This is a genomic window from Halomonas sp. Bachu 37 (genome assembly GCF_039691755.1).
Taxonomy (GTDB): domain Bacteria; phylum Pseudomonadota; class Gammaproteobacteria; order Pseudomonadales; family Halomonadaceae; genus Vreelandella; species Vreelandella kashgarensis.
Genome location: NZ_CP137552.1, coordinates 760446 through 785762 on the forward strand (window position 1 = coordinate 760446; position 25317 = coordinate 785762).

22 protein-coding genes and 1 tRNA gene are annotated in these 25317 nt (G+C 59.3%); 8 read left to right on the top strand and 15 right to left on the bottom strand.

Going from position 1 to position 25317, the window contains the following annotated elements; all coding sequences use genetic code 11:
- Positions 1-16: 16 nt before the first annotated feature.
- The 3 genes from R5M92_RS03425 to R5M92_RS03435 all read right to left on the bottom strand — a co-directional run bounded on the left by R5M92_RS03425 (position 17) and on the right by R5M92_RS03435 (position 1482).
- Entirely contained in the window at positions 17-646 is a 630-nt protein-coding gene (locus R5M92_RS03425) for a hypothetical protein (RefSeq protein ID WP_346797868.1), read from the bottom strand.
- Between the two features lie 253 nt (positions 647-899).
- A complete protein-coding gene (locus tag R5M92_RS03430; RefSeq protein WP_346797869.1) occupies positions 900-1100 on the bottom strand; it encodes a hypothetical protein in 201 nt (66 codons plus the stop codon).
- A 297-nt stretch (positions 1101-1397) separates the two neighbouring features.
- Positions 1398-1482, bottom strand: a tRNA-Leu gene (locus R5M92_RS03435).
- A 386-nt stretch (positions 1483-1868) separates the two neighbouring features.
- On the opposite strand from R5M92_RS03435, the gene R5M92_RS03440 reads away from it, so the two are divergent.
- Both R5M92_RS03440 and R5M92_RS03445 read left to right on the top strand, forming a co-directional pair.
- Positions 1869-2372, top strand: coding sequence for a ComF family protein (locus tag R5M92_RS03440; protein ID WP_346797871.1), 504 nt, complete (start codon positions 1869-1871; stop codon positions 2370-2372).
- A 62-nt stretch (positions 2373-2434) separates the two neighbouring features.
- Positions 2435-3412, top strand: coding sequence for a serine/threonine protein kinase (locus R5M92_RS03445; protein ID WP_346799228.1), 978 nt, complete (start codon positions 2435-2437; stop codon positions 3410-3412).
- A gap of 20 nt (positions 3413-3432) precedes the next feature.
- Here the strand turns inward: R5M92_RS03445 and R5M92_RS03450 are convergent, their stop codons facing one another.
- On the bottom strand, positions 3433-4026 hold the full coding sequence (locus R5M92_RS03450; protein WP_346797872.1) for a hypothetical protein: 594 nt from the start codon (positions 4024-4026) through the stop codon (positions 3433-3435).
- Between the two features lie 205 nt (positions 4027-4231).
- Here R5M92_RS03450 and folE point away from each other — a divergent pair, with 205 nt between their 5' ends.
- Positions 4232-4783 carry a GTP cyclohydrolase I FolE gene (folE, locus tag R5M92_RS03455; protein ID WP_346797874.1) on the top strand — a complete coding sequence of 184 codons (552 nt, stop codon included), beginning with the start codon at positions 4232-4234 and terminating at the stop codon, positions 4781-4783.
- 107 nt (positions 4784-4890) lie between these two features.
- Positions 4891-6351: an NAD-dependent succinate-semialdehyde dehydrogenase gene (locus R5M92_RS03460; protein ID WP_346797876.1), complete on the top strand. Its 1461-nt coding sequence runs from the start codon at positions 4891-4893 to the stop codon at positions 6349-6351.
- Between the two features lie 130 nt (positions 6352-6481).
- On the opposite strand, the gene purH is transcribed toward R5M92_RS03460, so the two are convergent.
- From purH to ppa, 8 genes are all read right to left on the bottom strand, one after another.
- Entirely contained in the window at positions 6482-8065 is a 1584-nt protein-coding gene (purH, locus tag R5M92_RS03465) for a bifunctional phosphoribosylaminoimidazolecarboxamide formyltransferase/IMP cyclohydrolase (protein WP_346797877.1), read from the bottom strand.
- 61 nt (positions 8066-8126) lie between these two features.
- Complete coding sequence (fis, locus tag R5M92_RS03470; protein WP_417339055.1) at positions 8127-8450, bottom strand: DNA-binding transcriptional regulator Fis; 324 nt, start codon at positions 8448-8450, stop codon at positions 8127-8129.
- Positions 8447-9469 carry a tRNA dihydrouridine synthase DusB gene (dusB, locus tag R5M92_RS03475; protein WP_346797879.1) on the bottom strand — a complete coding sequence of 341 codons (1023 nt, stop codon included), beginning with the start codon at positions 9467-9469 and terminating at the stop codon, positions 8447-8449. Before dusB ends, fis begins: the two co-directional genes overlap by 4 nt.
- 132 nt (positions 9470-9601) lie before the next feature.
- A complete protein-coding gene (gene prmA, locus R5M92_RS03480) occupies positions 9602-10519 on the bottom strand; it encodes a 50S ribosomal protein L11 methyltransferase (protein ID WP_346797881.1) in 918 nt (305 codons plus the stop codon).
- Between the two features lie 95 nt (positions 10520-10614).
- Positions 10615-11952 (bottom strand): acetyl-CoA carboxylase biotin carboxylase subunit, encoded by a 1338-nt coding sequence (gene accC, locus R5M92_RS03485; RefSeq protein ID WP_346797883.1) that lies wholly within the window; start codon positions 11950-11952, stop codon positions 10615-10617.
- A gap of 31 nt (positions 11953-11983) precedes the next feature.
- A complete protein-coding gene (gene accB / locus R5M92_RS03490; protein WP_346797884.1) occupies positions 11984-12436 on the bottom strand; it encodes an acetyl-CoA carboxylase biotin carboxyl carrier protein in 453 nt (150 codons plus the stop codon).
- A gap of 271 nt (positions 12437-12707) precedes the next feature.
- Entirely contained in the window at positions 12708-14579 is a 1872-nt protein-coding gene (dsbD, locus tag R5M92_RS03495) for a protein-disulfide reductase DsbD (protein ID WP_346799231.1), read from the bottom strand.
- A gap of 236 nt (positions 14580-14815) precedes the next feature.
- Positions 14816-15346, bottom strand: a complete 531-nt coding sequence (ppa, locus tag R5M92_RS03500; protein WP_346797886.1) for an inorganic diphosphatase — start codon at positions 15344-15346, stop codon at positions 14816-14818.
- Positions 15347-15639: 293 nt separating this feature from the next.
- Here ppa and R5M92_RS03505 point away from each other — a divergent pair, with 293 nt between their 5' ends.
- Positions 15640-17367, top strand: a complete 1728-nt coding sequence (locus tag R5M92_RS03505; protein ID WP_346797888.1) for a protein kinase domain-containing protein — start codon at positions 15640-15642, stop codon at positions 17365-17367.
- 96 nt (positions 17368-17463) lie between these two features.
- Here the strand turns inward: R5M92_RS03505 and R5M92_RS03510 are convergent, their stop codons facing one another.
- The gene (locus R5M92_RS03510) at positions 17464-18720 is read right to left on the bottom strand and encodes a 6-phosphofructokinase (RefSeq protein WP_346797890.1); all 1257 of its coding nucleotides are present in this window, start codon (positions 18718-18720) and stop codon (positions 17464-17466) included.
- A gap of 107 nt (positions 18721-18827) precedes the next feature.
- Positions 18828-19496, bottom strand: coding sequence for a ribonuclease T (rnt, locus tag R5M92_RS03515; RefSeq protein WP_346797891.1), 669 nt, complete (start codon positions 19494-19496; stop codon positions 18828-18830).
- A gap of 189 nt (positions 19497-19685) precedes the next feature.
- On the opposite strand from rnt, the gene R5M92_RS03520 reads away from it, so the two are divergent.
- The 3 genes from R5M92_RS03520 to R5M92_RS03530 all read left to right on the top strand — a co-directional run bounded on the left by R5M92_RS03520 (position 19686) and on the right by R5M92_RS03530 (position 22465).
- Positions 19686-20906, top strand: a complete 1221-nt coding sequence (locus R5M92_RS03520; RefSeq protein ID WP_346797892.1) for an argininosuccinate synthase — start codon at positions 19686-19688, stop codon at positions 20904-20906.
- A 72-nt stretch (positions 20907-20978) separates the two neighbouring features.
- On the top strand, positions 20979-21317 hold the full coding sequence (locus tag R5M92_RS03525; RefSeq protein ID WP_346797894.1) for an HlyU family transcriptional regulator: 339 nt from the start codon (positions 20979-20981) through the stop codon (positions 21315-21317).
- A 2-nt stretch (positions 21318-21319) separates the two neighbouring features.
- Complete coding sequence (locus tag R5M92_RS03530; RefSeq protein ID WP_346797896.1) at positions 21320-22465, top strand: DUF294 nucleotidyltransferase-like domain-containing protein; 1146 nt, start codon at positions 21320-21322, stop codon at positions 22463-22465.
- Between the two features lie 46 nt (positions 22466-22511).
- Here R5M92_RS03530 and R5M92_RS03535 read toward each other — a convergent pair whose 3' ends face one another.
- Positions 22512-25313 carry a sensor histidine kinase gene (locus R5M92_RS03535; protein ID WP_346797897.1) on the bottom strand — a complete coding sequence of 934 codons (2802 nt, stop codon included), beginning with the start codon at positions 25311-25313 and terminating at the stop codon, positions 22512-22514.
- Positions 25314-25317 lie beyond the last annotated feature (4 nt).

Genomic DNA, 25317 nt, shown 5'->3' on the forward strand with positions numbered 1-25317 from the left:
ATGGGTCAAATTCTGTTTAATAAGCTTTCTTTTCTTCAATTTCTTCTACCCAGCGCTTGACCCGCTTTCGTTGTCTGCGGCTGTTGAGGCGAGCGGTATCGAGCGTTGCAGGTACCAATTGCCTGGCCGGTGCTTCCTGCATGTTGATCTTGAAGGTTCGTGTCGCGCCGATTGGGGCATCTTCCGAACCATATATGGCGATAACCCGCATTTCCAGTGATACGGTTGTGTCGGGTTCCTCCAGAAGACGTTTATCCAATTGCCAGCGGCGCTGTATCTGAATCAGGATATCGGCGAAAGATTGCGCGTGGAGATAACCGCCGGAAGGGAGAGGACCTTGATGGGTGGCATAGTATTTTTCATCGCCATCGGATTTCTGGTATTCCGTCAGCTCGAGAGAGTAGCGTTGTTCGCCAATATGCAGGATCGCCACCAGGTATTGTACGTAAATCGCTTCATTGCTCATGTTGCTGAGAAGGCACATGGCATTTAGCCCAATACCTTCCCCGCGGTTGAGAATAATGCGAGGGCGACGCTGTCGGGCATAACCGTTATAAAGCAACTGCGCATAAAAAAACCACACACCCAATGTCAGAATACCAGAAATGGCGTTTATACCGCTGGCATGTTCGGTAATCCAGTCCATATCAAGCCCTGCTCTATTGGCGCCAATACATCATGATATCAAGGTGCAAAAGCAGAATCGAAGGGTAGGAGTGCCGCCGGCTGTTGCTGCGGATCGAAGTGGACAGCTCGTCAAGGCTTGATAGGGCGGTAACAAGATCTCTTGCACCCTGTTCAACCCAGTATAATCCGCTCAACAACGTGCTCTATCATGTTCTATGCACTGTGAGAGCGGATAATGCTGGAAATACGAAGGGAGATATAGCAAGTGATCGCTATTCTGCGGTTTCTCGATCCGCCAGAGCTGCCGCCACGGCTTCTTCCCATTGCCCCTCGGTAAGCTCCCAGTGTTCCATTTCAGCTTGGTCGGCAGGACCTTCAGCTGCATCACGAAGCTGATCCACAGAGCTATTTTCAAAGCAGTGCTTGGCGAAGGCCTTGGTTTGGCCATCTTTCAACTGATCGATCATGATCATCATGAATTCCTTTTCGGTAAATGAATGGTAGGGATTGTAAGTGTAGCGACTGGGGAAAGTCTTGCTTCCATTTATTGTGCATGGTGCCAGAAAACTGCCGGGCAAGAGTGTTTCTGAGAGAGTTTCTCATGCACATCGAGCAATGGCAGAGTACGGGCATAAGAGAAATAGATAGTAATGAGAGATAGATAGTAAAGAGAGACAGATAGAAAGGGACGCTGGCTCGAGCATAACTCAGTCAGCAGCAATAGGAAAACCAGAGGAGATGAAGCAGAAAGTTAAAGCTAGAAAATCAAATGGTGCGGATGAGAGGACTTGAACCTCCACGCCTTACGGCACTAGAACCTAAATCTAGCGTGTCTACCAATTCCACCACATCCGCAGAACCGAGCCGAATTCTACACTTTTCTTGCTGAAAGTCAATCTTCAAGCCGAATGCAGGAATCGACATGGCGCTGCTTGACTGTCTGCCGTAGATTGAATCGGACTGCAGTCGCAAAAGATATAGCTTGAGGGAACTACGCGATGGAACGATGGAGGCGCACTCAGTGGCGGAGTCTATTGAAGTCTCTGCACCAGTGGGGACGTCGCGCTCTGCCGGGCTATTGTGAATTTTGCCTGGATGCTGGAGAGCCGGGATGTTTCTGGTGTGAAGCTTGCCTGGACAGCTTGTCCTGGAACGAGCATTTTTGTCGTCAATGCGCCGAGCCGCTGGGCAATGATGCGGCCACTAGCGGCCATCAAGCAGGAAGGCGGTGCGGCCATTGCATGATATCGCCACCGCTGTTCGAATCCGCTCATGTCCCGCTACTGTATGAAGGTGCCGTGGCAAATCTGATCAGTGAGTTCAAGTTCGATGCATCGCCCAGGGCTGGCAACGTGTTGCTTGAGCTCTTTCTGACACGCTCACCTGCCAGGTTCCCTCAAGCCTTGTTACCCGTTCCCCTTCATTCGGCCCGCGCGCGCGAGCGGGGTTTCAACCAAGCGTACTGGTTGGCCAGGCAGCTGGGGGCTGAATTCGATCTTCCTCTGGTTTACGGCAAGCGTACGAGCAATACCCAAAGCCAGCGTCCCCTTGGCCGACGTGAGCGCTTCAAGAACATGCGAGGGGCTTTTGCCGTGCCGGATAAGGTTCCGGCGCATCTCGTCATTGTCGATGACGTACTCACCACTGGGTCGACAGCGCACGCCTTGGCTTGTGCGGCGAGAGAAGCGGGTGCGATCACCGTCGATGTATGGGCGATGGCCCGTACAAAGCCGGTTCATGGCTGATACCCGGCATGCATCCTGCTACGATGGGGGCTCACCCTCTGGATAGCCACGCGATGTCTTACATGAATCACCCCTTCGGTAAACTTTCACCCGAAACTGTCATGGCGGCGGTGGAATCGGTAGGGGTGTGGCCCGAAAGGCAGCCCTTCGCCCTCAACAGTTATGAAAATCGTGTCCTGTTATTTCGTGACGAAGAGGGAAAAGGCTGGGTAATAAAATTTTATCGACCTCAGCGCTGGAGTGACGACGCGATCCAGGAAGAGCTCGATTTTCTTCTGGAGCTGGACGGGGCCGGGGTACCCGTAGGGGCGCCGTGGCAAGATGCTGATGGCGTTACATTGCACCGGTTCAATGAATTTCGTTTCGCGCTGTTTGCACAGAAGATAGGCCAGGCACCTGAACTTGAAGATCCTTCGCACCTTTTTGCGCTGGGGAGCCTGCTGGGAAAGCTGCATGCGGTGTCACGTCAGGGAAAGTTCCATCATCGGCCCGCGATGAACCTGGATACAATGGTAATCGAGGCCCAGCAGTGCGTATTGGCAAGCGATTGGCTGAACAAGCATCAAAGCCGTGCCTATGAGCGGGTGTCCACGCAGCTGCATGTCCAGCTCCGGAAACACGAGTGGCCTGTTACTTCGTTGATCCGGGCGCATGGAGACTGCCACCTTGGCAATATCCTGGGGCGGGACGAAGACTTCACGCTGGTGGATTTCGACGACTGCATGATGGCGCCGGCGATTCAGGACGTCTGGATGCTGTTGCCGGTGGAGAGTCCTGAAAACTGGCGGGCGCAACTGAGCGAAGTGGTAGAGGGTTACGAGGAAAACGCCGAATTTCCTCACGAGCAGCTAGGCTTGATAGAGCCGCTGAGGGGGCTGCGGCTGCTGCGGCACAGCGCCTGGCTGGTCTCTCGCTGGTCGGACCCTGCCTTTCCTGCCGCTTTTCCGTGGCTTGCCGATAGCGGCTATTGGGATCAGCATATACGCCAGCTGGAACAACAGCGGCTGGTACTTGACAAGCACCAGCCTTGGTTGGCCTGACCGTCTACGGCAGTAACATTCTACCGATCCTTATTCTCCTCCTCCTCATTGATCACCGGGGTGTCTTCAGGATCGGGACGTTCGCCCGGAATGGGGTTGGCAACACCTTCGCCATTGGCCTGGCGGCGTTCGGCATTGATCTGGGCGGAGGGGTTTTCCTGCTCTTCGATCGATACTTCTTCAGCAAGATGCAGCATGAAGCTCTCGCCGGGGGCAAGCGTGCACTCCCCGCCTTCGCAAGGAATGCCGTAGCTGCCCTCGGCGTCATAGGCGGCTGCACTTATTGCATCACTGAATATGGCGCTGTCGCTATCGTGGGCTTCGATACAGGTGATGGTATCGACGCTAATGCGTACGCGATCGGATTCCAGACGGGCATCTGCGGTCAATACACAGTATTCCGGTAATTCATGGGTAGAGCCGGAAGCCATCGCCGGGTGCAGCAGGATCTCATTGAGTTCACGGTTGGAAGCGTCGATCGTATGCTGTTCGACCACTTCGACACCAAACTTGGCATCGGCAGGCAGGGAAAGCGTGTCTGCAGCGGCGTGAAGCGGCACGGCCAATAAAGGAGCGCACAAGGTAGCGATAAGCAAAGTCGGGGTTCTGATCATGACAAACTCTCAATGTTGATTCTAGGTCGCCGGGCGTCGCAGAAAGCAAATTCAAAATTATGATAGCACATGCAGACTTGCCCAGGATGTGGGGGCGCGGCACCCTGCCACAGTCGCGCCGGGTGGGTTAAGATACCGCTTTACCGTGCTTAGTCCGTACCCATGGTTCAAAGAACATTACCGTTTCTTCGTCACGAGGCCCTACATGACCGACGAAATTGCCCAACACTACCGCCAGATCATTCAGTCGCTGGGGGAAAATCCTGATCGGGAAGGGCTGCGCGATACACCGAAGCGCGCCGCGAAAGCCATGCAGTTTCTCAATGCCGGCTATGGTCAGTCATTAGAGGAGATCATCAACGGGGCGGTATTCGAGTCGCAAACCGATGAGATGGTGCTGGTCAAGGATATCGAGCTCTATTCTTTGTGTGAACATCACTTGCTGCCCTTCATAGGCAAGTGTCATATCGCCTACTTGCCCGACGGCAAAGTGCTGGGATTGTCCAAGTTTGCCCGTATCGTGGATATGTATGCCCGCCGCATGCAGATTCAGGAAAACCTGACGCGGGAAATCGCCGAAGCCATCCTGCAAGTGACCAATGCCCGAGGCGTGGCTGTGGTGATCGAGTCCCGCCATCTCTGCATGATGATGCGCGGTGTGGAAAAGCAGAACTCGAGCATGACGACTTCCGTCATGCTGGGTGGTTTCAGGGAAGACCAGGCTACCCGACAGGAATTTCTTACCCTGATCAGTTGATCCCGGCTTGGCTGTCTCCGGCGGCAAGGATGGCCAGGCTTGGTCAAAGCGGGGTTTTCGGCTTAGCATGAAGACACGAATTTTCGCCGTTAGGCCAGGAGTCTGTCATGGAAGCGCTCAAGGAAACCCAGCTGTATTGCCCGTTTGCCTATATCGATGGCAGTTGGGTGGCTGCCGATAGTGGAGAGCAAATTCAGGTTTTGAATCCCGCCACCGGGGAGCAGGTAGGTGATATACCCCGCCTGGGCCGTGCGGAAACCGAGCGCGCCATAGCCGCCGCGGATATCGCGCTGCCAGCATGGAAAGGGCTTGCTGCTCACGAGCGCGCCGATATATTGATGAAATGGCATGATCTGATGCTGGAGCATCAACAGGATCTCGCCATGCTGATGACCCATGAGCAAGGCAAGCCGCTGAAGGAAGCGGCTGGCGAGATCGCCTACGCTGCCAGCTTCCTGCGCTGGTACGCCGAGGAAGCGCGGCGGGTATACGGGGAAACGATTCCTGCCACTCAGACCCAGCAGCGCATCGTGGTCACCAAGCAGGCTGTCGGCGTAGTGGGCGCCATCACGCCCTGGAACTTCCCGGCGGCGATGATTACCCGTAAGGTGGGCGCGGCGTTGGCGGCGGGCTGTACCGTGGTGGTCAAGCCTGCCAGCCAGACACCTTTTTCGGCCACGGCTCTGGCCTTGCTCGCCGAACGTGCCGGTGTGCCGCGAGGTGTCTTCAATGTGGTGCCGGGGCGTGCCGCTGAAATCGCCAAGGCCATGACCGAATCTCCGCTGGTGCGCAAGATTACCTTCACCGGTTCCACCGAGGTGGGACGCAAGCTCATGGCTCAGGCTTCCGAGCATATTCAGAAGATATCGCTGGAACTGGGTGGCAATGCTCCCTTTATAGTGTTCGAAGATGCCGATCTGGATGCCGCCGTGGAAGGCGCCATGGCCGCCAAGTTCCGCAATGCCGGGCAGACTTGCATCTGCACCAATCGTTTTCTGGTGCAGTCCAGCGTCGTCAACGCCTTCTGCGAGAAATTGGCCGTCGCGATGAACAGCGAACTGCATGTGGGCAATGGTACCCAGGCGAACGTCAATATCGGTCCACTGATCGATGATGCCGCAGTGAAGAAAGTCAGTGAGCATGTTCAGGATGCAGTGGACAAGGGGGCCGAGCTGTTGTTGGGCGGCCACCCCCACCCCCTGGGCGGCAACTTCTTTACCCCAACCTTGATCAGTTCGGCAAGCGCCGATATGAAAGTGGCGCAAGAAGAGACCTTTGGCCCGCTGGCTGCGGTATTTCCGTTCGATGATGAAGAAACGGCAGTGGAAATGGCCAACGACACCCAGTACGGCTTGGCGTCCTATTTCTACTCGCGTGACCTGGCGCGAGTGTGGCGTGTCGCCGAAGCGCTGGAGTACGGCATGGTCGGTATCAATACCGGTTTGATCTCCAATGCTGCAGCGCCGTTCGGGGGCGTCAAGGCGTCGGGTATCGGCCGCGAGGGAGGGCATCAAGGGCTGGAGGAGTATCTGGAAACCAAGTACCTGTGCATCGATCTAGGCTATTGATGAGCCCGCCGTCCCGCGGCGTTATCAACGGCGGGACGGCAGTACAACCGAGTGCCATACACCATTCAAGCGCAGGGAATACCTGCGCTTGAATTTTTTTGCGAGCCGCAATGGCTTCTGGTTTTATAATTTAGTGACGGAAGTGACGCATGCCGGTAAAGACCATGGCCATACCAGCTTCGTCAGCAGCATCGATTACCTCCTGGTCGCGCATCGAGCCGCCCGGCTGGATGACAGCAGTGATACCCGCCGCCGCCGCCGCATCAATACCGTCGCGGAAGGGGAAGAACGCATCCGAAGCCATGACCGAACCGGGTACGGACAGGTTCTCGTCGGCGGCCTTGATTCCCGCAATCTTGGCTGAATAGACACGGCTCATCTGGCCCGCACCGACGCCGATGGTTCGCCCCCCTTGGGCATAGACGATGGCGTTGGATTTGACGAACTTGGCCACTCGCCAGGCGAACGCCAGGTCACGCAGCTCCTGCTCCGAAGGCGCACGCTGGCTCACCACCGTCAGGTCGTTGCGCTCGACCATACCCTGGTCCCGCTCCTGTACCAGCAAGCCGCCATTGACGCGTTTGAAATCCAGCCCGGGACGCACCTGGCCGGGCCAGTACTGGCTGACATCGAGCAAGCGCACGTTCTGCTTTTCCGCTACGATAGCGGCGGCTTCGCTACTTACCCCGGGGGCGATGATGACCTCGACGAACTGACGATCGATAATCGCCCGCGCGGTGGCGGCGTCGAGTGGTGCGTTGAAGGCAATGATGCCGCCGAAGGCGCTGGTGGGATCGGTGGCAAAGGCCTTGTCGTAGGCATCCAGCGGATCGTGGCCCACCGCCACGCCACAAGGATTGGCATGCTTGACGATGACACAGGCGGTATCCTGAAACGCCTTGACGCATTCGAAGGCGGCGTCGGTATCGGCCACGTTGTTGAACGATAACGGCTTGCCTTGCAGCACACTTGCCGTTGCCACGCTGGCTTCATCGCTGTGCGGCTCGACGTAGAATGCCGCGCGCTGATGAGGGTTTTCGCCATAGCGCATGGTCTGCTTCTTGTTCAGTTGCAGGTTGAAGGTGCGCGGGAAATCCTCTTCGCCTCCCTCCACCAGCCGACCTAGATATTCGGCAATAGCGCCATCGTATCCGGCGGTATGCTCGAAAGCCTTTACCGCAAGGTCGAAACGCGTGCTGTCGCTTACGCAGCCATCCAGTGCCGCCAGTTCACCCAGCACCCGGGCATAGTCGGCGGTATTGACGACGATACTGGTGTGGGCGTAATTCTTGGCGCAGGCACGTACCATCGTCGGACCGCCGATATCGATGTTCTCGATGGCGTCTTCCAGCGAGCAGCCCGGCTTGGCTACCGTCTCGGCGAAGGGGTAGAGATTCACCACCACCATATCAATTGGGGCAATGTCGTTTTCCGCCATGACGGCGTCATCCTGACCGCGGCGTCCGAGAATTCCGCCATGGACCTTGGGGTGCAGAGTCTTTACTCGGCCATCCATGATTTCGGGAAAACCGGTGTGCTCGGAAACCTCCTTTACCGGGATGTCATGCTGTTGCAGCAGGCGGAATGTGCCGCCGGTAGAGAGCAGTTCGATACCGCGTTCGCTCAGGCTGCGGGCGAAATCCACGATGCCGGTCTTGTCGGATACGCTGATCAGAGCGCGACGGACGGGGAGGGATGGTGCGGTTTCAGCCATGGGGTCGCTCGTGTGGACAATGAAGAAATAAGCAGGAAGCTAACGCGATGTCAGGATCGCGTTAGCTCCCTTCGTTATCGATAAGACCGTATTGCTTCAATTTCTTGCGCAGGGTGCCGCGATTCAGTCCCAGAATATCGGCCGCTCGCGTCTGGTTGCCGTGGGTATGTTCCAGCACGCTGGCAAGCAGGGGCGCTTCCACTTCCGCCATGACCATGGCGTAGAGGTCGCTGGCATCGCCACCGTCCAGATGCTCGAAATAGCGACGCATGGATGCCTGCACGGCTTCCCTCAGCGGCTGGGGTCGGGTTGATGTTTCTTCCAGAGCACTCATTTCAACCGCATCGGTGGAAGAAATACTCGACAGAACGGGTGGTTGTGTCATGCGGCATGGCTTCCTTTGGGTAGCAGACGACTGGCGGCATCGGCAGCCATGACATCTTGAATCCAGCTTAGCTGGGCGGAGGGAGTCTCGATGGTATTGAACTGGCGCTTGAGAAGGCTCAGTTCCTGCGCCTGGAAGCGCTGATCGGTCGACAGGTACCAACCCAGGTGCTTGCGGGCGATACGCACCCCCATATGTGAGCCGTAGAAGTCGTGCAAGGCCACGAGATGCTCGCGGAGTACGTCAAGACGCTCCTGCAGCGTGGGCGGTGCCAGGTGCTCTCCGTAGCGCAAGTAATGTTCGATCTGGCGGAATATCCACGGATTGCCCTGGGCGCCGCGCCCAATCATGACCGCAGCGGCTCCGGTATAGGCCAGCACGTCGGCGGCTTTTTCCGGTGTGGTGATATCGCCGTTGGCAAAAACCGGCAGCGACACCCGAGAGGCAATGTCGGCGATGGTATCGTACTCCGCAACCCCATCATAACGCTGCTGACGATGCCGGCCATGTACGGCGAGCGCCTGAATGCCGCTCTCTTCGGCAAGCCGGGCGATACGCAGGGCGTTATTGCTCTGGGCACACCATCCGGTGCGGATCTTCAGGGTGACGGGAATATCGACAGCCGCCACCACGGCCTGAAGGATATCGGCAACCAGCGCTTCGTCACGCAGCAGGGCAGAGCCCGCAGCCTTGTTGCACACTTTCTTGGCCGGGCAGCCCATGTTGATGTCGATGATTTCCGCCCCATGCTCGGCATTGAGGCGAGCGGCTTGGGCCAGCATCGCGGCGTCGCCCCCGGCTATCTGAACCGTTCGCGGAGAGGGCTCTCCCCGATGGTCCATGCGCAGACGGGATTTCCGCGTGTGCCATAGGCTGGGATCGGCGGTGACCATTTCCCCCACCACCAATCCTGCCCCCAGGCGCCGGCATAACTGGCGAAACGGGCGATCCGTCACGCCTGCCATGGGCGCCAGGATCACCTGGTTGGGTAGGGGGTGAGGGCCGATAGACGGTAGCATAGGCTGTACAAGGCTCATGGCATTGGCTGTGATGGTCGCCGTATCAAGGACTCGGGGGCTTCAAGGGACGCTATGATACGCCGACTCGCCCAGCGGGTGAAGGCCGAAACTCTTCCTGTCACGTTCCGCCGTTCAGGCGTGTAACGAGCGCTTGCCTGTCAGCCTGACCCAGCCTTCGCGGATGGTCGGCTCATCCATCAGCAGGCCCTGGCCTTCATATGCCGCGCTGACCTCCTCGGCCTGGGCGGCGAGAATTCCCGACAGGGCCAGGACGCCGCCGGGCGCCACCTGCCCGGCAATCATCGACGAAAGCTCGATAAGTGGGCCTGCAAGAATGTTGGCTATGACGACAGGATACTGGCCGGGCGGCAGCTGTTCCGGGTAGTACAGGTGCAGCGCTTCGGGGGGAATTTCGTTGCGCTCGGCATTGTCGCGGCTGGCTTGCAGTGCCTGGGGGTCGATATCGGTGGCATCGGCGGACTGGGCGCCCAGTTTCAGCGCCGCAATCGCCAGGATGCCGGACCCGCAACCGACATCGAGAACGGTTTTCTCGGCAAGCTGCCCCGTGATGGCTAACGAGTCCAGCCACTCCAGGCAGAGGGCAGTGGTGGCATGGGTGCCGGTACCGAACGCCAGGCCCGGGTCGAGTACCAGGTTGACCGCATCTGCATGGGGGGGCGTATGCCAGCTCGGCACGATCCACAGGCGTTCACCCATTTGTAGAGGGTGAAAATCCTCCATCCATTCCCGCTCCCAGTCGCGGTCGGCGAGTAATTCGTACTCGATGCTGGGGCAGGGCTCTCCCGGCCATTGTTCGGCCCAGGCGGCGTCGAGTCGTGCGAGCATCTCATCGACACCCTCGAGGTCGTCGTAGAGGCCGGTGAGGATGGTGTCGTTCCATAGCGGTGTGGTGCCGCGTTCCGGCTCGAATACTGGGTCGTCGTGGGCGTCCTGCAGACTGATCGCCGTGGCCCCTTCCGCCAACAGTAAATCTTCAAGCGTTTCGGCTTGTTCCGGTGCGACATGGGCTTTCAGTTGCAGCCAAGGCATGGGAGCTCCTGGAGAGTGGATCGAAGTGAATTATAGGGAACAACGCGAACGGGGTGGCACTTGCCACCCCGTCGCCGTGAAAAACGGACTTACTGCTAGCCGAGTTTCTTTTCCAGGTAGTGGATATTGACCCCGCCCTGGCGGAAGTAACCGTCGCGCACCAGGTCCTTCTGCAGGTCGATATTGGTCTTGATGCCTTCGACCAGCAGCTCATCGAGGGCATTGCGCATCCGCGTCAGGGCACTCTCCCTGTCCGCCGCCCAGGTAACCAGCTTGCCGATCAGCGAATCATAGTGGGGCGGTACGGTATAACCGGTATACAGGTGCGAGTCCATGCGGACGCCGAGCCCGCCGGGGGCGTGATACAGGGTGACCTTACCGGGAGAGGGCATGAACGTGCGAGAATCCTCGGCGTTGATCCGACACTCGAACGCATGGCCGTTGAGCTTGACGTCCTCCTGACGAATAGAAAGCGGCAGGCCCGAGGCGATGCGTAGCTGCTCCTTGACGATGTCCACGCCGGTCACCATCTCGGTGACGGGATGTTCCACCTGGACCCGGGTGTTCATCTCGATGAAGAAGAAGTTACCGTCTTCATAGAGGAATTCAAAAGTGCCGGCGCCGCGATAGTTGATCTCGATACACGCTTGACGGCACGCTTCCAGCACCTTGGCGCGTGCTTCCGGGTCGATACCGGGAGCGGGCGCTTCTTCCAGCACCTTCTGATGGCGCCGCTGCAGGGAGCAGTCACGGTCATATAGATGGATGGCATTTCCCTGCCCGTCGGCCAGCACCTGGACTTCCACATGGCGGGGCTTCTGCAGGAATTTCTCCATGTACACCGTGCCGTCGCCGAATGCCGCGTGGGCTTCGGTACGGGTGACGGTGATAGCGGAAAGCAGATGACCTTCGGTATGTACCACGCGCATGCCACGGCCACCACCGCCGGAGGCCGCCTTGATAATGACCGGATAGCCGATACGACGCGCAGTTTCCAGATTGGCACTTTCATCATCGCCAAGTGGGCCGTCAGAACCCGGAACCGTGGGAACGCCAGCGATCTTCATCGCCTCGATAGCGCTGACCTTGTCGCCCATGAGGCGGATGGTTTCGGCGCGTGGGCCGATGAACGTGAAACCCGAGCGTTCGACCTGTTCGGCGAAATTGGCGTTTTCCGAAAGAAAGCCGTAGCCGGGGTGGATCGCGCTGGAGTCGGTGACCTCGGCGGCGCTGATCAGTGCCGGAATATTGAGGTACGACTGGGCCGACGAGGCCGGGCCGATACAGACGGCTTCATCCGCCAGGCGTACGTGCATGAGTTCGCGGTCGGCCTTGGAATGCACCGCAACGGTCTTGATGCCCAGTTCCTTGCAGGCCCGCAGGATGCGAAGGGCAATTTCGCCGCGATTGGCGATAAGTACCTTGTCCAGCATGGGAGAATCCACCAGTGTCAGAAATGAAAGATCAGGCAATCACGATCATCGGCTGATCGAATTCCACCGGTTCGCCGTCCTCGACCAGGATCGCTTCCACGACGCCATCACGATCGGCTTCGATCTGGTTCATCATTTTCATGGCTTCCACGATGCACACGGTATCGCCCTTCTTGACCTGGTCGCCCACCTCGACGAATGACTTGGCACCGGGAGCGGGGCTGCGATAGAACGTCCCCACCATGGGCGAGTTGACCGCCTCGCCCTGGAATGTGGCTTCGGGCTCGGCTTCGGTAATCGCGGCGCTAGGCTGCGGTGCGGGCGCATACTGGGGGGACGGATAGGAGGAGGGCTGGGGTTGCCAGTTGGTGCCGTTGGGATGACGGCTGATGCGTACGGACTCTTCGCCTTCCTGTATCTCGATTTCGCTGATATTGGATTCTTCGAGTAACTCGATCAGTTTCTTGACTTTGCGGATATCCATCTCAGTGTCCCGGTTGGTGAGCTCGGTGGCGCCCGGCTTGGCGCCAAAAATAGAGAAGCAGGGCAAGATTCGCGGCGTGGTAAACCTCGCCTTTATTGGCAGAGAACGCAGCAAGTTTGCGCACTTTGCCCTGCATACAGCTCCAGAAGTGGTACTTTATGTTGACTAGTGGGCGGAGTTTGACGAAAAAAATCAATATTGTCCAGTCACGGGCAAAGTGTTGTTAAAAAGCTGCCTTTAAACGACCGTTTCAGGACGTTCGCGACCTGGCTCAGTCCGGCTTGCGTTCAAGCCAATCTTCCAGATGCCTAAGATGCTCGCTGAGCTGACGTGCATCGACTTCACCCTGGATGCGCGCTTGACGTATTTCCTCCCCCGCGTGGAAGAACAGTAGGCTAGGGGGGCCGAAAAGACCAAACTCGTTGAGCACCTCGCGGGTAGCGGGGGAGGTGGCGGTTACGTCGACATCGATACGCCGAAAACCCTCAAGCGCCTTGACTACCCGAGGGTCGGGATATACCTCGCGCTCCATTATCTTGCACGAGATACACCAGTCAGCGGTAAAGTGGACGAGCACGGGGCGGCTAGAATCCTGTTCTTCATCGATCTCGGCACCGAGAGCCGCCAGGCTATCCACTGTCGTGATGGAGCGAGTCGCTTCAGGCGTGCCGGCTGGAACGGCATCGGTGGCTTCCCGCGTCACAGCTAGTGGGCGCAGGGGGTCGTTGCCGCCTTGTGCCGCGCCGATGACCAGCAGAACACCCCAGGTAAGCAGCACGATACCGGCGGCCTGGCGCGCCCGGGGCCAGCCTTGGGGCTGGTTGAAATTGAGCACGCCCAGGGTTGCCGCCCCGGCGATGGCCAGTACGCCCCACAGCAGTAACCCCAGTGAAGGTGCCAGCAGACGTTCCACCAGCCAGATCGCCACCCCCAGCAGCAGAAAGCCGAAGGCAATCTTGACCCCGTTCATCCACGCACCCGAGCGTGGCAGCAGGGTGGTGCCGAATGTCCCCACCAGCAGCAGCGGGACACCCATGCCGAGTCCGAGAGCCAGCAAGGCAGCGCCTCCCAGGAAAGCGTCTCCCGTCGAGGAGATGAAAACCAGGGCACCCGCCAGCGGGGCGGAGACGCAGGGTGATACCACCAGTACCGATAGCGCTCCGGCAAGGGCCAGGCCGGCAGGGCCGCTCTGCTGGGCTCTCGCTTGCCACGCATCGACTTTGCCGGCAAGGCGAGGCGAGAGTCGTAGATCGAAGGTGCCGAACATGGCCAGGGCGAATACCACGAAAAGAACGGTGAAGGTAATCAACACCGGCGCGGACTGCAGCCGCGCTTGTAGATTGAGGCCCGCGCCGAATAGCCCCATCAGTACGCCAACCACGGCGTAAGTGAGCGCCATGCCCGCTACATAGCTTGCCGAGAGGACGAAGGCGCGGGGGCGGGTGGGGTTCTGGCCGACAATGATCGACGACAGAATCGGTACCATCGGCAATACGCAGGGAGTAAAGGTAAGACTTAGTCCGGCGAGGAAAAACAGTCCCAATGCCAGCGGCAGGCTCGCATCAACGATCAGCGCGCTGAAGCGGCCGTCTTCGCTTTGCGGGGGAGAAAACCCGTCGGGATTTATGTTACTGGGGCTGCTGCCAGGGTCTGCTGGCGTTTCTGTGCCGGTACCGGTACTGATATCGGCAAAGACGGCAGGGGCGCTGGTTTCTGCGACTTCGAGTTCGACGCGTTCGGGAGGATAGCAGAGCCCGGCATCCGCACAGCCCTGGAAGGTCAGGGCGATATCGAAAGGCCCCGCTTGCGCTGATTCCAGCGGTACCTCGAGGACTTCCGTATCGCGGAAAATGTAGACGTCGCCGAGAAACTCGTCGGTGGTAAAAGTCCCTTCGGGCAACTGGGGCTCGCCCAGATCGAGTCTGGGTGTCAGGCTTTCCACGCTGAACTGATGACGATAGAGGTAATAGCCATCCGCGCTCTGCATGCCGATAAAAAGCGTTTCTCCATCGTGCCAGGCACTGGGCTGGAAGGCTTCCAGTACCGGCAGGAAATCATCCTTGTCCTGCTGCGAGGAGAACCACTGCGCCTGTGTCGCGAGGGGTAACATAAGCAGCAACAGGCAGGCGATGCGTTTGAACATTGACACGAAGCGTCCTTAAATTCACGAACTGAACCGGTGGCGGTGAGATGACGTTTATGGGCAAGAGTCAGCGGCCGGGCGTCATGTTTCCAGTGCCATAGCATACCGCAGAGAGAAACGTCTACGCAGGGGTGCGGTCTCGGGACGCAGGAATTCATCTTCGATTAATCCCTTTTACGCAATGAAGCCGCCCGAGGGCGGCTTCATTCACCAGTGTCTGGCGTACAGCTTGTGGTTCAGGCCTTGTGGTAGGCCGCCACGGATTTTTCGATCGCCTTGCGAGCGGCTTCGGCGCCTTCCCAGGATTCGACCTTGACCCACTTGCCTTTTTCGAGATCCTTGTAGTTCTCGAAGAAATGGGCGATCTGCTGGCGCAGCAGCTCGGGCAGGTCGGTGACTTCGTGAATATCGTCATACAGGCTGGAAAGCTTGGCGTGGGGCACGCAGACCAGCTTGGCATCTTCGCCCGCTTCATCTGTCATGTTGAGGATACCGACCGGACGAGCGCGAATGATGCTGCCAGGCTGGACCGGGTGGGGCGTTACCACCAGAGCATCGATGGGGTCGCCGTCGTCCGCCAGGGTGTGCGGAATGAAACCGTAATTGGCCGGATAGAACATTGGCGTGGCCATGAAACGGTCGACCAGCAATGCGCCCATGTCCTTGTCGATTTCGTATTTGATGGGAGCATGATTAGCCGGTATCTCAATCGCCACGTAGACGTCGTGGGGGAGATCCTTGCCAGCGGGGATGTTATCGAAATTCATCGTGGATTCCTTGGTGGTACGGTGGCTCAGCGAGTGTTCGAGTCGGTTTTGGCGTCGAATTATACGAACAAGCACCCCTGATTACCAATGCGACATAGGTTTGGGCTGCCAGTATGAATAGGTTTGATCTTGCTTGCCGTATGTCATATCTCTTCCGAAAGCCAGAGCGCAAACGCAACCGACGTTTGGAGTGCATCGCTCGGAATCGCCAGGGTGTATCATGGGCCGGCCGATAAAAACGGTCGATAGAAAACGTTCGGTAGGATATCTCGCTTAGAAACCAGGAGGATGACTTGGCACGCGCCCAGTTACTGTTGAGTTATGGCCAGGCTTTCGTGGCACCCGAGCGGCGTAAGCATCGCAGTTCGATGTCGGTACGCATGCCCGAAGCCGTATTGATGCAAGCCAAGGGGGCGTGCGCGGTCATCAGCGACTCCATCTCAAGCAATACCCTGGCCAAGCAGGCCGGTGACCTGAGCGTGCGCGGCTTCCTGGCGGACTATTTCTCCACTCCCGACCATTGGGATGTGAAGACTTCCGCCACTCGTGTACTGAGCTCGCTTAACAGTTGGTGTTACAGCCAAAGCCAGCACGTCATGGCCGGCGGATTCGTTTCATCGCTCTCGGTCATGGTCTATCGCCGGCGCGAAGCACACCTTTTTCATCTTGGCGACACCCTGGTGTTTCGCTTGCGGGGGGCTGAGTTCGAACAGCTGTCGCGAGACCATGTCACCGACCTGGGGGGATACCGCTACCCTTCGCGGGCGTTGGGAATGGACGGGACCCTGGATATCGATTACTCGCTGATACCGGTCAAGCAGGGGGACATCTTTCTCTTCACCACCCAAGCGGTGCGAGGAACCTTGCTGCCTTCCGATTACGTTCGCCTGATCCGCCAGGATGCCAGCGACCTGGATGCCGCCTGCGAGCGTCTGGCCAGCGAGGCTGCCGCGCGCGCGTCAGAGCGGGGCTACGGCGGCGAGCAGTTCTGCTTCCAGCTGGTGCGTGTGGATGAATTGCCCGAAGAAGAAGAGGATCATCCCGGCAAATTGTACGGCGACCTGCCGATTCCTCCCGAGCTGTCTCCCGGCGAGCGGATAGACGGCCTCGAGATTCAGGAAGTACTGTCGCGTACCGCCCAGTCCCGGGTTTATCGAGTGCGTGACGTGCACAGCGAACGCGAAATGGTACTCAAGGCACCGAGCCCCGAGCTCTCGCTGCGCAATGCCTACCTCGAGCATTTCCTGTTGCAGCAGTGGGTGGTCGAGCGGGTCAAATCGCCATTCGTGGTCAAGGTGATGGAGCCGTCGCGTTCGCGCCGTTATCTTTATTACTTGATGGAGCACGTCGAGGGCGAGACCTTGAATCAGTGGGCCCAGCGCCATCCCCAGGCCAGCCTGCAGCAGCGGCTTGATATCGCCAATCAGCTGGGCAAGGCGGTACAGGCCCTGCACCATCGCGACTTGCTTCATCAGCAGATCCATCCGGATAACATCCTGATCGACTCGCACGGCAAGGTGGTATTGGCCGATTTCAGTGCGTGTCATATGCGCGAGCTGGAGGGGCATCGGCATTCGGCGGAATTGCTGCGACAGATCGGCTTCAATGAACATAGCGCCCCGGAATACGCTTTGGGCGACGGCGTCGGCAGGCGCAGTGACCAATACGCTTTCGCCTCCACCGTGTACTGGTTATTGACGGGCGAATTGCCGTACGTGCTCACCCCCAATCGTTTGCTCAGCCATACCGACCTTGAGCAGCTCAGCTACCGCAGCTCGCGCAGCTTCAACCCCGAGATCAGCCTCGAGCTTGACGAAGCTCTGCGCCGTGCACTTGACCCGCAGCGCGCGTTACGTTTTCGTCGCTTGTCTGAATTGCTGCACGCCTTGAGTTTGCCGCTTGGGCGCAAGGGCACTGGCCAGAAGGTCGAGGGGGAGGGGAGTTCCGAATCGCGTCGTTTCTGGCAGGGAGTGGCGGGATTTTTGCTGTTGCTGCTGGTGCTTTCCTGGCTGTTGCGCTAGGAACGCTTCAGCAAACAGCATCACGGGGCCGGCCATGGGAAGAGGCGATTGGCGTTCCATCTTCCCATCCCATGGCGTTTTCTGGCGTTCGGTTCGTTACAGCGTGAAGGGGGCGAGCTTGCGTTCAGCCTTGCTCAGCTTGAGCTTGGCGACCTTGGGCAGGCCATTCTCGAAAGGCGGGAAATCCTCACCCTGAATCAGCGGAGAAAGGTACTGGCGGCACTGCGCGGTGATGCCGAAACCATCTTCGGTAATGTAGTCGCGCGGCATGAACTTTTCCTGATTGGCGATCTCGGCCAATGGCGCTGCGACGATATCCCACTGGTAAGGAGCTTCGCTGGTGCGGTGAATCGCCGGCATCATGGAATTCTTGCCCGCAAGGGCGAGCTTCACCGCTTCGCGGCCCACGGCATAGGCCTGTTCGACATCGGTTTTCGATGCCAGGTGACGCGCTGCCCGCTGAAGGTAATCGGCAACCGCCCAGTGATACTTGTAGCCCAGGTCCTGCTTGACCATGCCTGCCAGAGTCGGCGCCACGCCTCCGAGTTGGCGATGGCCGAACGCATCGGTATTGCCCGCATCGGCGAGGAAGGTACCGTCTTCGTAGCGCGCACCTTCCGAGACAACGATCACGCAGTAACCGTAGCGCTTGACGCTCTCTTCGACTCGAGCCATTACCGCCGTCCGGTCGAAGGCGATTTCGGGGAAAATGATCAGATGCGGCGGCTCGCCGTCGCCTTCTCCCGCCAGGCCACCGGCAGCGGCGATCCAGCCGGCGTGGCGGCCCATGACTTCCAGCACGAACACCTTGGTGGAAGTAGCGCACATCGAGGCGATATCCAGAGACGCTTCGCGTGTCGAGGTGGCAATGTATTTGGCGACGCTACCGAACCCCGGGCTGTTATCGGTGATCGGCAGGTCGTTATCCACGGTCTTAGGCACATGAATGGCGGTGAGGGGGTAGCCCATCTTCTCGGAGAGCTGTGAGACCTTGAGGCATGTATCTGCGCTGTCGCCACCACCGTTATAGAAGAAATAACGAATGTTGTGGGCCTTGAACACTTCTATCAAGCGCTCGTACTGGGCGCGGTGGCTCTCGATGTCCTTGAGCTTGTAACGGCACGAGCCAAAGGCACCTCCCGGCGTATGGCGCAGTGCGGCAATTGCCTCGTCGCTCTCCTGATTTACATCGATAAGATCTTCCGTCAAGGCGCCGATGATGCCGTTATGACCGGCGAATACCGTGCCAACCTGGTCAGGGGCTTGCCGGCACGCTTCGATTACTCCGCAAGCACTGGCGTTGATCACGGCGGTAACGCCGCCGGACTGAGCGTAAAAGGCATTGTGGGCCATGGGAAGATCTATTGCTCCTGAAGATGATAGGGGGTGCCGCGGTGGTCTCATGCGACCAGCAATTTTAGCTTAAAGCCTGCTCGACTGCATGTTCAGTCTGTCTCTGTTCAGTCTGTCTCTTCCATGCCTTGTTCGCGTTGTGCCAGCCGCCACCCACCGAGATCCTTGTAACGGTTGACCATGGTGCAGAACAGCTCGGCGGTACGTTCGGTGTCGTAGCGCGCCGAGTGGGCGGCCTTGTTGTCGAATTCGATTCCGGCGGCGCGGCAGGCACGCGCCAATACCGTCTGACCATAGACAAGACCGGCAAGCGACGCGGTATCGAAACTCGAGAACGGGTGAAACGGGTTGCGCTTGATGGCACATCGCTCCACGGCGGCATTGAGAAAACCGTGATCGAAGGCAGCGTTGTGGCCGACCAGAATCGCCCGTGTGCAGCCGTGGGCCTTTATCGACTTGCGGATGGGCCGAAAAAGTTCCCCCAGTGCCTGGGATTCGCTCATGGCGACCTGCTGGCGTAGCGAGTCGTCCAGGTTGATGCCGGTGAAATCCAGCGCCGACTGCTCCACATTGGCGCCTTCGAACGGGTGAATGTGGTAGGCATAAGTCGCGTCTGGCAGCAGATTGCCGCTGGGGTCCATGGTCAATGTCACCGCGGCGATCTCGAGCAGTGCATCGCGTTCGGCATTGAAACCACCGGTTTCCAGATCGATGACCACGGGCAGGTAACTGCGAAAACGCTGGGCCATTAGATCGCGGGCAATTGCCTCGCTCATGCAGCTCTCCTTGTCAGGCAGATGGCGAGCGGCGCGAACCCGCTCGTGACCGGCAAATTCTATCAGCTTTGCGCCTTGATCGTCGCGGGCGGTATTCGATGGACACGCGGGACGCTATACTCAGGGATTATCCGAGCACGGACGTCGCTGCTGGCGACGTCCTCTACTGGTTGAACAAAGGAGCATAGAATGTCCGATGTCAAGAAGGTCGTGCTGGCCTATTCCGGCGGCCTGGACACATCCGTTATTGTCAAGTGGTTGCAAGAAACCTACCACTGCGAAGTGGTGACCTTTACCGCTGACATCGGTCAGGGAGAAGAAGTGGAACCGGCGCGCACCAAGGCACAGGCGTTGGGCGTCAAGGAAATCTACATCGAAGACCTGCGTGAAGAGTTCGCGCGCGACTACGTCTACCCGATGTTCCGTGCCAACACCATCTATGAGGGCGAGTACCTGCTGGGTACCTCCATCGCCCGGCCGTTGATCGCCAAGCGCCTGATCGAGATCGCCAACGAGACCGGCGCCGACGCCATTTCCCATGGCGCCACCGGCAAGGGCAACGACCAGGTACGCTTCGAGCTGGGCGCCTATGCGCTCAAGCCCGGGGTCAAGGTGATCGCCCCGTGGCGCGAGTGGGATCTGACCTCGCGCGAAAAGCTGATGAACTACTGCGAGCAGCACGACATCCCGGTCGACTTCTCCAAGAGCAGGAAAAAGTCACCGTACTCCATGGATGCCAACCTGCTGCATATCTCCTACGAGGGCGGCATTCTCGAGGACCCCTGGGCCGAGGCCGAGGAAGACATGTGGCGCTGGAGCGTCTCGCCGGAAGCCGCACCGGACACCGCCACCTACGTCGAGCTGACCTATGAGCAGGGCGACATCGTGGCCATCGACGGCCAGGCGATGAAAGCCCACGAAGTACTGGAAAAGCTCAACAAGCTGGGTGGCGACAACGGCATCGGCCGTCTCGATATCGTCGAGAACCGTTACGTCGGCATGAAGTCTCGTGGCTGCTATGAAACACCCGGCGGCACCATCATGCTGCGCGCCCATCGTGCCATCGAATCGATCACACTCGACCGTGAGGAAGCTCACCTCAAGGACGAACTGATGCCGAAATACGCCGAGGTGATCTACAACGGCTATTGGTGGAGCCCGGAGCGGCGCATGCTGCAAGCGGCCATCGACGAGACCCAGAAAAACGTATCCGGTGTCGTGCGCATGAAACTCTACAAGGGCAGCGCCACGGTCGTTGGACGTAAATCCGAACAGTCGCTGTTCGACGAGTCCATCGCCACCTTTGAAGACGATGCCGGCGCTTATGACCAGAAGGACGCCGAGGGCTTCATCAAGCTCAACGCACTGCGCCTGCGCATTGCCGCCGGCAAGGGTCGCCAGCAAAGCTAAGGTAAGGTAAGTATTGATGGCTGGTGCCCGCTTAGGTGGGCAACCAGCCATTGACCCAGGGGAGCTAAAAACATGCTGAAAAAATGGCTGTGCGGTCTCATCAACGGTGGCAGACAGGAGCAGTCGGGGCCGGCAACAGCCGAAGCGGAGCCGGTGGAATACAAAGGTTATCTGCTGGTATCCCAGCCCGATGAACAGGGCGGCCAGTACCGCATCAGCGGCTGGATTCGCAAGCCTCAGGCGGATGGCGAAATGCTGGAACATCGCTTCGAGCGCTCGGATATGCTCCCCGGACGTGAAGCCTGCGATGCCACCATGGTGGCCAAGGCGCAGCGTTATATCGATGAGGTGGGGGAAGAGATGTTTGATCCCGACCCTCGCCAGGGCCGGTCCCAAGCCTCGGCCGAATAACCGTGCGCCTGGTGCATCGAGCGTCCCCGTGGCGTGAAATGATAAGCGCCAGGGGAGAGCTTGCTTCCGACACCTTGTTGGCCCCCCTCGAATCCGCGTTTACTGCTCTCGATTCCCTTTCGTCGACCGCCACCCATGCCTGGCAGCCCCACCTTGTCGACGCTCTGGTGCGCTATGACCTGCCGGCCTGGCGCATCGCCCAGATCCTCAGCGACCATAACGACTGGCTCTATCGTCAGGCCATTGCACAATCTCTTGCCGAAATGCAGGCACAAGGCTGGGGGCCGCCGCCGGTCGTGTGCTGCATCCTGACGCTGGGTTCCACGGCGCGCCACGAAAGCCTGCTGGGCCCCGATCAGGACAATGCCATGATCGTGGCCGACTATCCCGATGAACGTCACGTGGAGATCGATGGCTATTTTCAGGCTCTGGGGGAACGTTTCACCCGGCGTCTGGATGAAGCGGGGATTCCGCTATGCCACGGCCATGTCATGGCGCGCTGGCCGATGTGGCGCAAGAGGGCCAACGAATGGCATGAGCAGCTGCGTATATGGAGCGGCGATCGGCGGGTCAAGCGGGTACAGCAAACCAATATTCTGCTGGATTTCTCTCCCGTCTGGGGCGATGCCTCGCTGGCTCGGCAATTATGGCAAAGCGTGGTGACGCTGCTGCCCGCTGCCAATCTGTTTCTGGATGAAATGGCGTCGCTGCTCGATGAGTTGCCGGTTGCCCTGGATCGCCTTGGGCGGCTACGCGGCAGGGTCGATGTCGATGCCCCCCATGACGGGGCCATTGATCTCAAGAGACAGGGCTTGTTGCCCCTGGTCAGTGCGGTTCGCTTGCTGGCGCTGATGAATCATTGCTCCGAAGTCGGCACCAGAGAACGCCTGACAGCCTTGGGTAACCTGACGGGGGGCCTGGATCTAGCTCAGGCCACTACCTTGCGGGCGGGGTTCGACCGCTTGCAGCACCTGGTGCTCGATCAGCAGCGCTACAACTTGTCACGGCGACAGGCAGCCGATGGTTGGGTCGATATCACGCACTTGCGCGAGGACGAGCGGATGCTGCTCAAGTTCGACCTGCAGCAGATTCGACGCCTGGTGGGCATCGCCCAGGATCGGGTGCGCCATGGTGGCTTATCTCGGTAGAGCCCCGGCCGCGCTATGGTGGGGGATTAGTGCGAGCATCAGCAGCTTAGCGAGTGGGTGGATCGTCGCGGTCAGGAGCTTCGGGTAATTCCATGATTAGACAGGCACCGCCAAGATCCGCGGCGTTTTCCACCCACAGCCGTCCGCCGAGGTGCGCCACGATTCCTCGGCTGATGGGCAAGCCCAGCCCGCTGCCCTTGGGCCGGCCCCGTGCTTTTTCGGCATTCTGCTGTTGAATCTGATGGAATTTCTCGAACACCCGCTCGTGCTCCTCTTCGCTGATGCCCGGTCCATTGTCCTCGACACTCAAACGGTAGTGATTCTTGTGGCGATATAACCGCAGAAGTACCTTGGGTGCATCGGAATCGGCGAACTTGCCGGCATTGTCCAGCAAATTGATGAGTACCTGCTCGAGCCTGTCCGGGTCGCCGATCACCGGCGCGGGTTCGGCATCGATTCTGACGTCGAGCGCGATCCCGCGTGTTTCCTGAAGCCGGGAGATGGCGTCCACGCTATGGCGGGTCAACTCGGCGAGGTCGACTGGCTGAGGATTCAGGGTCAAGCGACCGCTTTCCAGCCGGGCAAGGTCGAGGATCTCTTCGATCAAGCGCGACAGGCGCTGGCTCTCGTGGACGATGACATCGAGAAAATGACGCCGCTTGGCTTCCGGCAACTGGTCGCTGTCGCGCAGGATTTCGGCAAAGGCGCGGATGGAGGTGAGCGGTGTGCGTAACTCATGGCTGACCATGGCGACGAATTCATCCTTGAGCCGGTCGAGCTCGCGCAGACGCTCGTTGGCGCTGCGCAGCTCCTCGCCGATACGTGTCAGTTCCGTCGATTTCTGCTCCAGGCGACGGTTGTATTCTAGGGTTTGCGAGGTAGTGTCGAGAATGCTCAGGATCGATTCGAGATCGAGCGCCTCGCCGCGCACCACGGAATTGATCAGCACGCGAGCCGAGGCACTGCCCAGCGAGCCGGCCAGGGCCTGTTCCGCCCGGTTGATCAGTTCGGTCGAGGCGGGCAGCGCATCGGGGGACGGCTCGCTAGGCTCTGGAGGTAAATGAGCCGATGAAGCGGCTTGGCCGGGCGTCGTCGCACCCGCCACGGCAAATACGCGGGCGGTGGTCTGGCTTCCCAGGTAGCGCACCAGCAAGTTGCGCAGCTCGCCCTGGGTGGTTTGCCCCCGCCACAAGGAGGTCAACTGCAGGTTTGGGTGCATGGCTTCGGTAAACAGTGCCGCCTGGGTCTGCTCCAGAGGTCCTTGACGGGAGAACAGCGATACGCCTACCAGCAGGCCGATATTGGCAAGCAGGCTCCACAGCAGTGAATGCGTGTAGATATCCCAGCCGCTCAGCCCGAACAGGGCATACGGGCGGAGCCAGGCAAGCCCCCAGAGACCGTTCTCCAGCAGGCCTGCGCCCAGCCAGCCGGATTGAACGAACCCCGGCAGGAGCAGGGTATAGAACCAGACCCCAAATCCTGCCATCAACCCCAGTGTCGCGCCCAGCCGCGTGGCGCCGCGCCAGTACATGCCGATCAGCATCGCCGGGGCGAACTGAGCCACCCCGGCGAAAGACACCAGGCCGATGGTGACCAGGCTGTAGGAGTCGCCGATCAGTGCGTGATAGAGGTAGCCGAGCAGCAGGATGAGTACGATCGCGATACGCCGTATGCCCAGGAGCCAGCCAGCCAGTTCGCCCTGGGAGCCCAGGTGCAGGCGTTTCGAACGCAGCAGCAGCGGCATGATCAGCTGGTTGCTGACCATGGTGGAAAGGGCGATGGTCTCGACGATCATCATGCCGGTGGCGGCAGATAGTCCGCCAATGAACACCAGCAGGGGCAAGCCCTCCTGCCCGGCGGCGAGCGGCAGCGTGAGGACGAAGCTGTCCGGGTCGCCGCCCAGCCCGGCGAGCAACAAACCGGCAAGAGCGATGGGAACCACGAACAGATTGATCGCCAGCAGGTACAGCGGGAACAACCAGCTGGCTCGTTTCAGATGCTCTTCGTCGACGTTTTCTACCACCAGTACCTGAAACTGACGCGGCAGGGTCAGAAAGGCCAGAAACGCCAGTAACAGCATACCGACCCAACCGGTCGCTCCGCCGGGTACGGCATCCAGCGACATGGCGCGAACCAGTTCGGGACTTGCCGCGACTCGGCCGAACAGGTCGCCGGGGCCGGCGAACATGACGAAGACCACGAACACACCCACCGCGGCGAATGCCACCAACTTGACCAGCGACTCGAAGGCAATTGCCGCCACCATGCCTTCGTGACGTTCGCTGGCGTCCAGGTGGCGGGTGCCGAACAGAATGATGAAGACCGCTAGTACCAATGCCACCCAGAAGGACTTGTCAATCCAGAAGCGCTCGTTGGCCAGGCTCGACTCGGCGGCCGCCGGGTAGTTGACCAGCACTGCGTGGCTGACGGTGATGGCCTTGAGCTGCAGGGCGATGTAGGGCGTGACGCTGACCAGGGCGATAAGCGCGACCAGGGCGCCCAGGCCTGAACTCTTGCCGTAACGGGCACTGATGAAGTCGGCGATCGAGGTGATACGCTGGCGTGCGGCGATCCGGACCATCTTGCGGATGACCACGGGCGCCAGCAGCATGGCCAGGGTCGGGCCGAGATAGATCAGCAGAAAACCGGGCCCCTGTTGAGTGGCATGGCCCACGCTGCCGTAGAAGGTCCAGGCGGTGCAGTAGACGGCAATCGACAGGGCGTAGACCGTGGGGGAGCCGATCAAGGAGCGTCCCTGTTCGGCCCGGCGGTCTCCCCAGGCCGCTATGACGAACAGCAAGGCCAGGTAGCTGAAGGCGAAACCGAGGATTACCGGGTCGCTACGCATGGGT